The 13,595-nt window shown below is 44.5% G+C and carries 9 protein-coding genes and 1 other annotated feature; of the genes, 8 read left to right on the forward strand and 1 reads right to left on the reverse strand.

The window, feature by feature from the left end:
- Nucleotides 1–12 precede the first annotated feature (12 nt).
- On the reverse strand, nucleotides 13–1,836 hold the full coding sequence (locus M1K46_RS06355; RefSeq protein ID WP_062239796.1) for an APC family permease: 1,824 nt from the start codon (nucleotides 1,834–1,836) through the stop codon (nucleotides 13–15).
- A gap of 176 nt (nucleotides 1,837–2,012) precedes the next feature.
- On the opposite strand from M1K46_RS06355, the gene rpiA reads away from it, so the two are divergent.
- From rpiA to M1K46_RS06395, 8 genes are all read left to right on the forward strand, one after another.
- The gene (rpiA, locus tag M1K46_RS06360; protein ID WP_256225398.1) at nucleotides 2,013–2,687 is read left to right on the forward strand and encodes a ribose-5-phosphate isomerase RpiA; all 675 of its coding nucleotides are present in this window, start codon (nucleotides 2,013–2,015) and stop codon (nucleotides 2,685–2,687) included.
- Nucleotides 2,688–3,019: 332 nt separating this feature from the next.
- Nucleotides 3,020–3,250 (forward strand) — a binding site (T-box leader).
- A gap of 53 nt (nucleotides 3,251–3,303) precedes the next feature.
- Nucleotides 3,304–5,223 (forward strand): threonine--tRNA ligase, encoded by a 1,920-nt coding sequence (thrS, locus tag M1K46_RS06365; RefSeq protein WP_256225399.1) that lies wholly within the window; start codon nucleotides 3,304–3,306, stop codon nucleotides 5,221–5,223.
- A 668-nt stretch (nucleotides 5,224–5,891) separates the two neighbouring features.
- Nucleotides 5,892–7,244 (forward strand): aspartate aminotransferase family protein, encoded by a 1,353-nt coding sequence (locus tag M1K46_RS06370; protein WP_256225401.1) that lies wholly within the window; start codon nucleotides 5,892–5,894, stop codon nucleotides 7,242–7,244.
- Nucleotides 7,245–7,252: 8 nt separating this feature from the next.
- Entirely contained in the window at nucleotides 7,253–8,782 is a 1,530-nt protein-coding gene (locus M1K46_RS06375; protein ID WP_256225402.1) for a pyridoxal phosphate-dependent decarboxylase family protein, read from the forward strand.
- Entirely contained in the window at nucleotides 8,782–10,542 is a 1,761-nt protein-coding gene (locus tag M1K46_RS06380) for an IucA/IucC family protein (RefSeq protein ID WP_256225403.1), read from the forward strand. Before M1K46_RS06375 ends, M1K46_RS06380 begins: the two co-directional genes overlap by 1 nt.
- Nucleotides 10,532–11,125 (forward strand): GNAT family N-acetyltransferase, encoded by a 594-nt coding sequence (locus M1K46_RS06385; RefSeq protein WP_256225404.1) that lies wholly within the window; start codon nucleotides 10,532–10,534, stop codon nucleotides 11,123–11,125. The genes M1K46_RS06380 and M1K46_RS06385 overlap by 11 nt, the downstream gene beginning before the upstream one ends.
- Nucleotides 11,091–12,431, forward strand: a complete 1,341-nt coding sequence (locus tag M1K46_RS06390; protein WP_256225405.1) for a lysine N(6)-hydroxylase/L-ornithine N(5)-oxygenase family protein — start codon at nucleotides 11,091–11,093, stop codon at nucleotides 12,429–12,431. The genes M1K46_RS06385 and M1K46_RS06390 overlap by 35 nt, the downstream gene beginning before the upstream one ends.
- Nucleotides 12,410–13,453 carry an MFS transporter gene (locus M1K46_RS06395; protein WP_256225406.1) on the forward strand — a complete coding sequence of 348 codons (1,044 nt, stop codon included), beginning with the start codon at nucleotides 12,410–12,412 and terminating at the stop codon, nucleotides 13,451–13,453. The genes M1K46_RS06390 and M1K46_RS06395 overlap by 22 nt, the downstream gene beginning before the upstream one ends.
- Nucleotides 13,454–13,595: the final 142 nt, after the last annotated feature.

Here is a 13,595-nt window from a genome sequence, read left to right on the forward strand (position 1 = left end):
GCCATCCTTTTCTTATTTTTTAAATCGATATGGAACAGTAGTAACAACCACATTTCTTTTATACAGAAGATAAGCTCTGATGAGCAAACTTGACTGGTTATGAAGAATGTTGTGCCAATTTTTTTTCGTAATGAATTGCGGAATCAACACCGTCACCCAATAGTTCGATTCTTTTGCCTTGTGTTGGGCAGTATCGATAAATTTGGTGAGCGGCTGTATAATGCTCCGGTATTGTGAGTGCAGTGTGACGAGACGGATGTCCGGCTGCCACTCCTCCCATTTCTCTTCAAATTGTCTTTCCTCCTGTCGGTCAAAGGCTACATAAACGGCAATGACCTGGTCAGAGAGGGTTCTAGCGTAATTAAGTGAGTTTTCAACCACCCGAGTCATCCCGGCAACCGGAACAATGATAACATTTCCTTCGATGGCGAGAGGCGGATGTTCTGATTCCAGGCGAAGCTGGTCACCGACGTCCTTATAATGGCGATGGATCCGGTGGAACAGTAGGATAATTAACGGCAAGAAGATCAGAACGGACCAGACTTGAGTAAATTTAGTGACAAAAAAGATGATGAGAACGGTCAGTGTGATCAAGGCACCGATCAGATTGGCCGTTAGTTTTGAAATCCAGCCCTTTGGTTTTTCTCTAAGCCACTTTAAGATCATACCGGTTTGTGACAAGGTAAATGGAATGAATACCCCTACGGCATATAAGGGAATCAAGTTCTCAGTCTGCCCTCTGAACGCAACAATCAGAATGATAGAACCGATGCCGAGCGTAATGATTCCATTTGAATAACCGAGGCGGTCTCCACGCATCGTGTACATTCTCGGCATGAATTTATCTGCCGCCAGGTTATAAGCGAGAAGAGGGAACGCTGAGTAACCAGTATTGGCTGCAAGGACTAGAATTAGTGCGGTTGTTCCCTGGATAAAATAATACATATAGTTACGGCCGAACGTTTCAGCAGCAATTTGTGATACAACGGTTTCCTCTACTTTAGGTGCGATGCCATACCAATAAGCAAGGAAGGTAACTCCAGTAAATAAAACAGCTAATAATGATCCCATCATGATCAGCGTTTTGGCAGCATTATTCGGCTGGGGCTCCTTAAAGTTCGGAATAGCATTAGAGATTGCTTCAACTCCAGTAAGAGCAGAACATCCAGAAGCGAAAGCTCTGAGAAGCAGGAACAGCGTCAGGCCAGCAACCGGTGTACCGACAGGCGTGTGTGCAGATACCGGAACACCTCCGGTTGCAATATGGTACAGACCGACCCCGATCATAATGATAAGGGCCACAACAAAGAGGTAAACCGGGTAGGCCAAAATACTCGCCGACTCCGTTAAGCCTCTAAGATTTAAAATCGTAATGAGAATAACGAGCACTACGGCAATCACGACGTTATGCGCATGGAGGGCAGGAAATGCTGAAGTGATGGCGTCTGTTCCTGCAGATACGCTAACAGCTACGGTTAATATGTAATCAACGAGTAAAGATCCCCCGGCAACCAGACCATAATTGACTCCCAGGTTTTCTTTAGAAACGACATAGGCTCCACCGCCGTGAGGATAGGAAAAGATAATCTGCCGGTAAGATAATATAAGTGCCAGTAATAGTACAAGGACTCCAATTGCGATAGGCAGGGAATACCAGAAGGCGACCGTCCCAAATGTTACGAGTACCAAGAGAATCTGCTCAGTTCCGTAAGCAACAGAGGAGAGCGCGTCAGATGAAAGAATTGCCAGCGCTTTCAACTTATTCAATTTATGTTCTCCGGCCTCGTTAGATTTTAACGGACGTCCGATTAAAAATCGTTTCAATGAAGTTAACATGATTCACCGCCAAGAATTAATTTTGAATGATAAAGTATGAAACCCTGAAAAAAAAGAAAGTTGTAATCTTTTAATTTTACCCATTTTACATTTATTCTTATACTTGTTCGCGTAATCGAAGAACAAAAAGGGTAGTATGAAATAAGATACCCAGAGTTCTAAAGGAGAAAACAATGATGAACGAAAAACAGATGGCAGGCGAAAAAGCTGCTGATTTCATAGAAGAAGGAATGACAATTGGCCTTGGGACAGGATCTACTGTCTATTTTATGCTTCAAAAACTGGGGGAGCGGGTAAAAGAAGGACTTCAGATTAAGGGAGTATCCACTTCAGATTCCACAACAAAATTGGCAGAGTCACTTAATATACCGCTTATCTCCATTAATGAAATCGATCAAATCGACCTTACCATTGATGGAGCAGATGAAGTAGATGCTGAATTGAATGGGATAAAAGGAGGAGGTGGCGCCCTGCTGTATGAAAAAGTAGTAGCGAGCATCTCTTCCAAAATCATATGGATCGTTGATTCCGCTAAACGGGTTGAGTCACTCGGTACATTTCCCCTGCCAGTAGAGGTGCTGCCATTCGGATCTCATCAGGTTTTCCGTCTGTTTGAAAAAGAAGGGCTCCAACCGTCTTTTCGAAAAAAGGAAGATGCCTATTTTATAACAGACAGCGGACATTATGTGATTGATTTAAAAATGGAAAGTATCAAACATCCTGAAAAAACCGCTTCTTGGCTCGATGGGATCACAGGCGTAGTGGAACATGGGCTGTTCTTAAATATGGCTGACCTTTTGATCGTAGGAGAGGCTGGCGGCCCAGCCATCATTCATCGAAAGAAATTATAATTTTTCAAAAAAAAGATTGTATCAATGTGGATAATACTGTATATTCTATCTTAATAAAACTGAACGTTATGAAAAGCTTTGAAAGGAACATGAGTGATTCTGGCCGGTTGCACAGAGAGGAAGGGTGCTGAGAACTTCCCAACGCAGGAGAATCGCTTACCATCCATGAGCTGTATCGGTGAAATAAGACTAGCCTATACCGCAGCCGCTGCGTTAAAGCACTATTCGTTGTAAAACCTCTTGATGGGAATCTGGGTGGAACCACGGGTAAAACGCACTCGTCCCTATTGCCGGGGATGGGTGCGTTTTTTCTTTTTCCTTTCCCGAAATAGAAAATAGCTGTGAACAGGACAAGAATGACTCAAACCGGTTATACAGAGAGGGAAGGAAAGCTGAGAACTTCCTAACACAGGAGAGTGATTTACCGCCTGGGAGCTGAATGGGTGAAACTGGATTCCATTAGCCCATTCCGCATGAGCTGCGTTACAGCGAATGGAGCCGTCAATTGCAATTATGGCGGGAACCAGGGTGGAACCACGGGCATAAGCACGCTCGTCCCTAGATTAGGGATGGGTGTGCTTTTTGTTATTCAAAAACTAAATTGGAGGGTTATAAGATGAAAGAAAATCAGATCAGCATTCAATTTCCCGATGGTTCCGAAAAAAAATACCCGTATGGTGTATCAATGGATGAAATTGCGGCTTCAATCAGTCCTGGTCTTAAAAAGAAGGCTGCAGCAGGAAGGATAGACAATGTCCTTTACGACCTGAGCTTCACTATAGAGAGGGCCGCGGCCGTAGAGATTTTAACACTTGATTCCTATGAGGGAATCAACATCATGAGGCATAGCGCTGCACATGTCCTAGCTCAGGCTGTTCAGCGGCTATATGACAATGTAAAACTTGGAGTGGGGCCGGTCATTGAGAATGGGTTTTACTATGACATGGATGTGCCGGTTTCGATCAGACTTGAAGATCTACCTGCCATTGAAGCAGAGATGAACAAGATAATCAAAGAGAATAAAAAGATTGAACGGATTGAGGTTTCAAGGGGAGAGGCAGAGGAATACTGGCGTGGAAAAGGGGATCTTTTAAAGCTGGAATTGCTCAACAATATCCCTGATGATGAAGAGATTACATTTTATAAACAGGGAGAGTTTATGGACCTTTGCCGAGGACCGCATCTTCCTTCAACTGGCCTTATTAAAGCATTTAAGTTAACTTCTGTATCTGGAGCCTACTGGCGGGGCGATTCGGAGAATCAAATGCTGCAGCGGATCTATGGAGTTGCTTTTTCCTCAAAAAAGGAACTCGAAGAGCATCTTCTCTTTCTTGAAGAAGCAGCAAAGCGAGATCACCGCAAACTCGGAAAAGAGCTTGATCTGTTTATGTTTTCTGAAGAGGCTCCTGGAATGCCATTTTTCCTGCCAAAGGGCCAGTTGTTAAGAAATGAACTGGAACGATTTTTGAGGGAATTTCAGATGAGTCACTCCTTTGAAGAAGTAAGGACACCGCTTATGCTGAATCAGCGGCTGTGGGAGCAATCGGGCCATTGGGATCATTACAAGGAAAATATGTATTTCTCACAAGTGGATCAGGCTGGTTTTGCATTAAAGCCGATGAACTGTCCAGGGCATATGCTCATCTATAAAAACAAACGCAGGTCGTACCGGGATCTTCCCTTAAGACTCGCAGAATTCGGCCAGGTGCACCGGCATGAATTCAGCGGAGCGCTGAACGGGCTGCTGCGTGTAAGAACATTTTGCCAGGATGATGCCCATATCTTCGTTGCACCGGATCAAATTGAAAGCGAATTAGAGTCAGTGCTTGATGTCGTGGGTGAGGTGTACCGAACTTTTGGATTTCAATTCGAGGTTGAACTCTCTACTCGTCCAGAGGATTCGATGGGGGATGAGAGGCTTTGGGAAAAGGCAGAGAATGCCCTTGAAAATGTTCTGAAGAAAGCCGGATTGAATTACAGGATCAATGAAGGTGATGGTGCATTCTACGGTCCGAAGATTGATTTTCATATCCGGGATGCCATAAACAGAAGCCATCAGTGCGCGACAGTGCAGCTGGATTTCCAGATGCCTGAAAAGTTTGATCTGCATTATATTGATGAAAAGAATGAAAAACAGCGTCCGGTCGTTATTCATCGCGCGATTCTCGGTTCAATTGACCGTTTTTTAGGAATTCTGATAGAACATTATGCAGGTGCGTTTCCATTATGGCTGGCACCGATCCAGGTTAAGGTTCTACCTGTGTCATTATTGCATCACCAGCCCTATGCAGAGGATGTGGTTCAGAGATTGAAATCTGCAGGAATAAGAGTAGAAGCTGATGTGAGAGAAGAAAAGCTGGGCTATAAAATCAGAGAAGCACAATTACAGAAGACACCCTTTATTTTAGTTGTCGGAGATGAAGAGATAAAACGCCAGGGTGTAAATGCCAGGAAATATGGAGAGGAATCTTCCGGTTTTATAGAAGTGGAACAGCTGATCAAACAGCTGCAGGAGAAAGTTGAAAATAGACAATAACCATAAAGAAGAGGAGTTTCTTATCATGCTAAAGGGGTGTGATGAGAAAACGCCTCTTTTTTTTGTAATGGCTGTGCGAAATCAGGATATTTTAGGACAACCATTCAATTGGGAAGCAACATGGTCATTTTTTATGAAAAAATGAAGGATTTTGAGTAAATTTTCATGCTGTGGTCCTTAGCCAGATGATTCAGTGGGGTATTTTGGCTTCTTCAAGATCTTTTGCTGAGGTATGAGCGCCAGACTAGTCCCTTACACCTGAAAAAATCGTAACGACATTTTTTTATTTTCAAATTTACAGGATTATTGTTCAAAAATACGGATTTATGTTCAAAATCCCATCATTTATGTTCAAACCGTTTATACGCGACATCATACGACAAAATTCGATGCATTTATTTTAGAAGAAACAATCTTAATAGGTCAAAAGAACCATTTCCGTTTCAGGATTAAGTTTTTTTTTTATAAAAGTAAGAATGACTTTGAAAGTACTGATATGCCGGGATTTTACAAGTATTGAAAGCCTGGACCGACTGAGAAGAATAAATTTTAGAATTAAGTGAGAATGGTTCTCAAGTATGATTGACGATGAGAATGGTTTTCATTTAGAGTTAGTCTTGTAAATAGTAATGAAAATCATTATCAATTAGAAAAAGGAGTTTTTATAGATGGCGACTAAGCAACTGTCCAGGAATGATATTTTTCTTCAACAGCAGGAACACCGGGAGTCAAATGCCAGGTCCTATCCCCGCAGAATTCCAATTGCAATCGAGGAAGCGGAAGGCATTTTTGTAAAAGACGCAGATGAAAAGAAATACTATGATTGCCTTGCCGGAGCAGGGACTCTGGCACTCGGACATAATCATCCTGTCGTGATCGAGGCGATTGAACAGGTTATCCGGGACAAGCGGCCTTTGCACACGCTCGATCTGACAACACCAATAAAAGAAGATTTCGTAACAGAACTTTTTGATAGCCTGCCGGGTGACTTTGCGAAAAGAGCCAAAATCCAATTTTGCGGACCAACCGGAGGCGATGCGATTGAAGCAGCGGTAAAACTATGCAAAACAGCAACCGGCAGACAGAGCATTCTTTCCTTCCAGGGGGGGTACCATGGCTCAACACACGGTACGATGGCATTGAGCGGTAATCTGGGTCCTAAGGAGAAAGTGAGAGGGTTAATGCCGGATGTTCACTTTTTGCCGTATCCATACACCTATCGCTGCCCATTTGGCGTTGGCGGAGAAGAAAGCCAGCGCATCAGTTCCCAATACATTGAAAATTTGTTGGACGATCCGGAAAGCGGTGTTCTTCCTCCAGCAGCGATGATCTTGGAGATCGTTCAGGGTGAAGGAGGAAGCATTCCAGCTCCTATCGAGTGGTTAAAGGAAATGAGAAGGATCACAGAAGAAAGAGGCATCCCGCTGATCATCGATGAGGTTCAGACTGGAATCGGAAGAACAGGGAAATTATTTGCATTTGAACACGCAGGCATCACTCCAGATGTATTGGTTCTCTCAAAAGCGATAGGTGGCAGCTTGCCGCTTTCGGTTGTTGTATATGATAAAGAGCTTGATCAATGGTCTCCGGGTGCGCATATCGGAACCTTCAGGGGCAATCAGATGGCAATGGCTGCTGGAATGGCTTCCTTGCGGTATATCAAGGAGAATAACTTAGCTGAACATGCTGAAAAAATGGGCGATCTGTTCGTTTCAAAGCTTGCCAGCATTCAGCAGAAGTATCCTGAAATCGGAGAAATCAGGGGCAGAGGCTTGATGATCGGAGCTGAAATTGTAAATCCAAAAGGCAAGAAAGCAAACAGCGGCAGCCATCCTGCTCATCCATCCTTAGCCAGTGCCATTCAAAGGGAGTGCTTTAACCGTGGATTAATTCTTGAAGTAGGCGGGCGCCATGGCAGCGTTGTCCGATTCCTGCCTCCGTTGATTATTACAGAAGATCAAGTGCGGGATATAACGGATATCTTTACCCAGGCGATCGAAGCTGCTGCGGGAAGGAAGTAGTCAGAAGCATGCTATCGGCTATAAATAAAAAAACGTTACCTGAATCAACACTTGAAGATGCCTTTGACCGTCTATTTATCCACGAAAAAATCAGTGGCCAGCAAGCGTATCTCCAAGCTGTTGATGACACGAAAAAAATGATAGCAGACACAATACGTGTGATGAAGGATACATATTGCGGAGAAAGCGCTGCTTCAATTGAAGAGATGATCAAGGGGATGAGAATGGCCACAGAGGGAGGGGAAGACCTGCAAGAAGTCTTGAAAGATGTGGAGAAAATGCTTTTGCACAGCATTCATGTCAATCACAAAGCATGCATTGCCCACCTCCATTGCCCGCCCCTCATACCTGCACTCGCTGCAGAAATGGTCATCAGTGCATCCAATCAATCAATGGATTCATGGGATCAGAGTTCTGCGGCGACCTATCTTGAGGAGGAGCTGATTCAATGGCTCTGCCGCAGACTTGGGATGGAGAGCAGAGCTGACGGCACGTTTACAAGTGGAGGGACACAATCCAACTATATGGGTTTGCTTCTGGCAAGGGACGCTTTCTGCGATAAACAATGGAATTGGAATGTCCAAAAGAAAGGGCTTCCCCCCCGTGCTGGCAAGCTTAGGATTCTCTGTTCAAAAGAAGCCCATTTTACTGTGAAGAAATCGGCGTCACAGCTCGGGCTAGGGGAGGAAGCTGTCATTCAAGTAGAGACGGACAGCTCCTGCCGCTTGTCTCTTACAGACTTGGAACAAAAACTGAGAAACTTGAAATCTGAGAATCTGCTGCCGTTCGCTTTAGTAGGAACATGCGGGACGACCGATTTTGGAAGCATTGATCCGCTCAATGAAATGGCTGATGCCGCCAGAACAAACGGTCTTTGGTTTCATGTCGATGCTGCCTATGGGGGAGCACTGCTGCTAAGCAAGAATGGGTTTTATAAATTTCAAGGAATTGAGAGGGCGGATTCGGTCACGGCAGACTTCCATAAGCTGTTCTATCAGCCGATCAGCTGCGGGGCGTTTTTTCTGAAGGATAAACGAAATTTCAACTATCTTAACTGTCATGCAGATTATCTGAATCCTGAAGAGGACGAACAGGAAGGCTTGCGGCATCTTGTAAATAAATCTGTGCAAACCACGAGAAGATTTGACGCGTTGAAGCTGTTTATGTCCTTACGTTCAGTCGGTATAAAGCAGTTTGGTGAGATGGTTGACCATACAATAGAGCTGGCTCATCAAACGTCAAAGCAAATGCAGAAGTTAAGTGTCTTTACGGTGATCAATCCCCTTCCAGAATTGAATGCGATCGTTTTTCGGTATGAACACCCGGCCGTAAAAGATAATTGCGAGCTAAACAGGGAGATTCATAGAGCGATGCTGCATAGCGGAAAAGCAGTGCTCGCAAAAACGGTTCATAAAGGCCGGGTCTGCCTGAAATTTACACTGCTCAATCCAAGAACATCGATAGAAGATATCAAGGAAATGCTTCATGAGATCGAAGAATTAGGAGAGTCATTACATAGAAACGGAGGGCATCTGTAGTGAACAGCAAGCTGCTTGCAGAGCAAGCCACCATACAAAGCTTTCTTAACTGTTATTTGCGTGAGACAAAAGTTAAAGGAAAACCGGAAGATCAACCATTGATCAGTACATTGCATCATCAAAACATCGACCTTCTTATTCCAGTAAAGTACTGGTCACCGACAGGAAGGCACCTGTTTTCATTTCCGATCATTTTTCAGACAAAGGGAGGAGGCAAGCCTATTCCTGCGGATTACCTGAGCCTGGTTTCTCTCATTTCAAAAGAACTCCTCCTTCAGCAAGGAAGAGAAGATGCAGAAGATGAGCTCGTTCTAAGGGTCATTATGAGCTGCCAGAGCATGAAGGAGTACATCCAAAAACGGATGAAAGATGCGGGGAAACTGACAGAGAAGGACTTTACATTTATTGAAGCAGAACAATCTCTTATACTCGGACACCTCATGCATCCAACACCCAAAAGCAAACAGGGCATGTCACCTTGGGAAGAGCGAATTTACACGCCTGAATTAGAAGGGGAATTTCTGCTTCACTATTTTAAAGTTCATCGTTCCCTTGTCCTTCAAGAATCATCAGCCGTCATGTCTGCTGAAGAGATCGTTAGAACTATGATTCTTGACGATCCTGCCGTTTCTCATAATTTTGTGATGGAGCATTGCATGGATAAAGATTTCTGCCTTGTTCCTGCTCATCCGCTCCAGGCAAGAGAGCTTGTAAAACGGCCAGCTGTTCAACAACTGATGAAACAAAAGAAAATAATAGATATTGGGGAGGCGGGTATTCCTTTTACTCCCACTTCATCGTTGCGTACGGTATACAACAAAGCATCCCGGTACATGTTTAAGTTCTCTGTACCTGTAAAAATTACAAATTCGCATAGAGCTAATAAGCCCAAAGAGCTTGAAAGAGGAGTAGAGGTCTCTCGTCTATTACAAACAGAAATCGGAGAAAAGCTGAAAGAGAGGTTTCCGGCGTTTCAGATCGTTAGAGATCCTGCCTGCTTGAATATAAATACGGGAGAAAAAGAATCCGGATTTGAAGTTGTCATCCGGGAGAATCCATTTTATTGCAATGAGAAAAATATCAGTCTGATTGCAGGACTCTGCCAGGACCATCCTTATGGAGGAGAAAACAGACTGTATACGATTATAAAATCCTTAGCGGACGAAGAAAACAGAAGTGTGCAGGAGGTCAGCGAGGATTGGTTTCAACGTTATCTGTCACTGTCTCTTGAACCGATGCTCTGGCTGTATGAAAATTATGGACTGGCATTGGAAGCGCACCAGCAGAACTCTATTATCCAGCTCCAGGATGGTTACCCTGCAGCCTTCTACTATAGGGACAACCAAGGGTATTACTATGCTGAATCGAAGGCACATGAGTTGAGGGACCTCCTTCCAGGCCTCAGCGGAAAAAGTGAAACGATATGTTCAGATGAGGTAGCGAATGAAAGGCTCAGGTATTATCTCTTTTTTAATCATCTGTTTGGGCTGATCAACGGATTTGGAACCGCGGGATTGGCGGATGAAAAGAAGCTTTTGGGACAGTTGAGGATTTCTCTCATGAAGCATGCCAAATCAGCAGAACTCTCAAGCTCACTGCTCAAAAGTCTGCTGGACGAGCAAGAGCTTCCCTGCAAGGCCAATCTTCTGACGAGGCTATACGATAAAGATGAGCTGGTCGGTTCGCTTGAAGATCAATCTGTTTACGTAAACGTGGAGAATCCTATTTTTCAAAAGGAAGGCATTATTTATGGAGTATAGTTATGAAACCTTTGATGATGAGCTAAAGAACAAGATCTCTTTCCGGCGCGTTGATTTCAACGGAGATGCTGAGCTGCTTCATCAGTGGATGAATGAAGAGCATGTCATTCCGTATTGGAAGCTGAACGGCCCAAAAGAACAGTACGATCAGCATCTGCTAAGCGCTCTTCAAGATGAGCATCAAAAGCTGTATATCGGCTCCTTAAACGACAGGGCAGTTAGCTATTGGGAAAGCTATTGGGTCAAGGGGGATGTGGTTGAAGAAGTGTACGAGGCAGATCCCTACGACCAGGGTGTTCATCTTTTGATCGGTGAAAAAGACTGCTTAGGAAAGGGATATTCACTTTCGATGATCAAAGCGATGGTGAGATACCAGTTCCATGAACCGAACACTGCAAAGGTGATTGCTGAACCGGATATCCGCAACAAAAAGATGATTCATGTGTTTGAAAAGTGCGGGTTCAATCCTGTCCATCCGGTCACGCTCCCTGATAAGACAGCACTGTTGATGTTCTGTGACAGGAATGAGTTTCATAGGAGGTGGAAATATGAAGACAAACATTGGCTCCAGACCCATTTATGATGCTGTCGGAATCGGTATAGGTCCCTTTAACTTAGGGTTGGCAGCTCTTGCCGAAGGTTCAGGGCTGGATTGTGTATTCTTTGAGCAAAAAAGTGAATTTCTTTGGCATGAAGGGATGCTGATCAACGGAACAACCTTGCAGGTGCCTTTCCTGGCGGACCTCGTCAGTATGGCAGACGCAACGAACAAGTACAGCTTCCTTTCCTATCTTCAGCAGCATGAGCGGCTGTATCATTTTTACTTTCTTGAGAAGTTCCATATCCCAAGGAACGAATATAACCATTACTGCCAGTGGGCAGCCGAGCAATTGGATTCCTGCCGGTTCGGCATGAAGGTGGAAGATGTACTTCCATTTGGTTTTGAGGATGGTTTCCTCTATGAAGTTCATGTTCGAAATGAGACGAGTGGTGAGCTTGAAACGTATCTAGCACGGCATTTGGTGCTCGGCATCGGCACGAGGCCACATCTTCCTGCTTATTCAGAGGAGCCGGCATGGAAACGAGTCTTTCATTCCGCCGAGTATTTAAAGAAAAAAGAGGAATGTCTTAACGCACGTTCTGTGACGGTGGTTGGATCGGGACAGAGTGCGGCAGAAATCTTTTTAGATCTTGCACGGGATATGGACTGCAATAATTCCCGGCTGAACTGGCTGACACGGTCCAGGGGGTTCTTTCCTATGGAATATTCCAAGCTTGGCCTCGAATATTTTTCTCCTGATTATATCGACTTTTTCTATCAACTCTCTCAGGAGAAAAAGGACAGGCTTCTGCTTGAGCAGGACCTTCTGTATAAGGGCATCAGTGCAGAGACCATTGGAGAGATCTATGATCTAATGTATGAAAAATCGGTGGGGAGCCAGTCTCCGAATTTCCTGCTTCAATCGATGACTGAGGTGACAGGAATAGAGCAGCAGGGTTCATCTCACGTGCTCCATTGCAGACATTGGATGACAGAAGTTACCTTCGAGCTGGAATCAGATGTTGTCATTTTTGCGACAGGTTATAAGCCGGCTATCCCTTCTTTTTTTAAGAGCTTAGAGGAGTACATTGAGTGGGATGAGCAAGGAAGGTTTCGGATCGAGAGAAATTACCGTCTAAAGACACATCTGCTAACGAAAAATGAGATCTTTATTCAAAACGGCGAGATGCATACACATGGAGTCGGTGCACCTGATCTCGGACTTGGAGCTTACCGGAATGCGGTCATCCTGAATGAGATGGCACAGGAGACTTTGTATCCAGTATCAAAAAAGAACGTTTTTCAAAGCTTTCAAGGTGGAGAGCGATGCGTTGCTTTACTCCGTTAGCACGGATTGCTTTATACTCCTGTGTGTTTCTGTTCGTCTTTACTGAAGTGCTGTTTTCGCCGTTCTATCCACAATTTTTTCAAAAGGTGTTTGGAGTTACTGACCTTCATTTTACAGGAATATACCTTTTCATGTGCCGTCTGGCAGTTGTTGCAGCATCACCTCTATGGGGTTGGCTCTCCAAAATAGTGGAGAGCAGGAGACTGCTGCTCATAGGACAGGCCGGAACTGCTATATCATGCGGCATGATGGCGATATCATCGAATGAAATTCAATTTATGATGTGGTCATTGGTGCTGCTTCTCTTTAAGAGCAGCTATCTGCTTTTGTATACGCTCTTGATTCAATCGGCTCAAGATCAAAAAGCAGTTACTGCAAACTACCACTGTCTAACGCAATGTGCCGCGGCGGGAGCTGCTTTGGCCAGTTCATGGCTGATCCAGCTTCAAAATCCGCTTGCTGTATTCTGGTGGATCGGCGGATTGGATCTGCTGCAGGCCATCATTTGCCTTGCTGTTTTTTCCAAGGCAGCTCCCTTCTCATCCTCAGCACGTTCTGCCAGGAAAAGAGGAGATCTTCATTTCTTGATCAAGCTTGCTATTACGGTTTTTACATTGCATTTTGCGGTTGCTTTAATCAGGCCATTGTTTACCGTATATACCGAAGCAGCATATGGAAGCTCCTACTGGGAGAGCTCGTTCTTGTTCCTTTTGCCAAGCGTTATGACATTGGCTGCCCTGCCTGTAATGAAAAAGATGAAATCAGAAAACTTGCAGAGAATGTATATGATTTCGGGGGCAATGGTACTCATCTCAATCATCATCCAGGGAGCAAGTTCAACGATCGTTCTGTTCACGGCCAGCCGCTGTCTATTTGGATTTTTTCTGGCGATCTGTCTGGCTAGTCTGGATATTGAGCGTGTTTCAGAAAGGAAGAGAGGCAGGACATCATTACGGATTAATTTTCTCGTGTCAAAACCTTGGCTTGCTGCTGGCTCCAGTCAGTGTGCCAGCACTGGCTGAGAATGGAGCATCATCTGTACCTTTTTGGGCAGCGGGATTGATTCTAGCTGTTCATTTGCCTGCAGCATTTGTTGCTTTCGGCTGGCAGCCATCCAAATCGCAAACCAAAGCTGCTTAAGGATGTCAATAATAGGAGGAGACG

This window comes from Fictibacillus sp. WQ 8-8 (assembly GCF_024494405.1).
GTDB lineage: Bacteria > Bacillota > Bacilli > Bacillales > Fictibacillaceae > Fictibacillus_C > Fictibacillus_C marinisediminis.

What these genes read in the sequence shown, in the direction of transcription:
- M1K46_RS06385 (WP_256225404.1), top strand. Translation starts at nt 10,532, where the DNA reads ATGGAGTATAGTTATGAAACCTTTGATGATGAGCTAAAGAACAAGATC.
- thrS (WP_256225399.1), top strand. Translation starts at nt 3,304, where the DNA reads ATGAAAGAAAATCAGATCAGCATTCAATTTCCCGATGGTTCCGAAAAA.
- M1K46_RS06390 (WP_256225405.1), top strand. Translation starts at nt 11,091, where the DNA reads ATGAAGACAAACATTGGCTCCAGACCCATTTATGATGCTGTCGGAATC.
- M1K46_RS06395 (WP_256225406.1), top strand. Translation starts at nt 12,410, where the DNA reads ATGCGTTGCTTTACTCCGTTAGCACGGATTGCTTTATACTCCTGTGTG.
- rpiA (WP_256225398.1), top strand. Translation starts at nt 2,013, where the DNA reads ATGAACGAAAAACAGATGGCAGGCGAAAAAGCTGCTGATTTCATAGAA.
- M1K46_RS06370 (WP_256225401.1), top strand. Translation starts at nt 5,892, where the DNA reads ATGGCGACTAAGCAACTGTCCAGGAATGATATTTTTCTTCAACAGCAG.
- M1K46_RS06355 (WP_062239796.1), bottom strand. Translation starts at nt 1,836, where the DNA reads ATGTTAACTTCATTGAAACGATTTTTAATCGGACGTCCGTTAAAATCT.
- M1K46_RS06375 (WP_256225402.1), top strand. Translation starts at nt 7,253, where the DNA reads ATGCTATCGGCTATAAATAAAAAAACGTTACCTGAATCAACACTTGAA.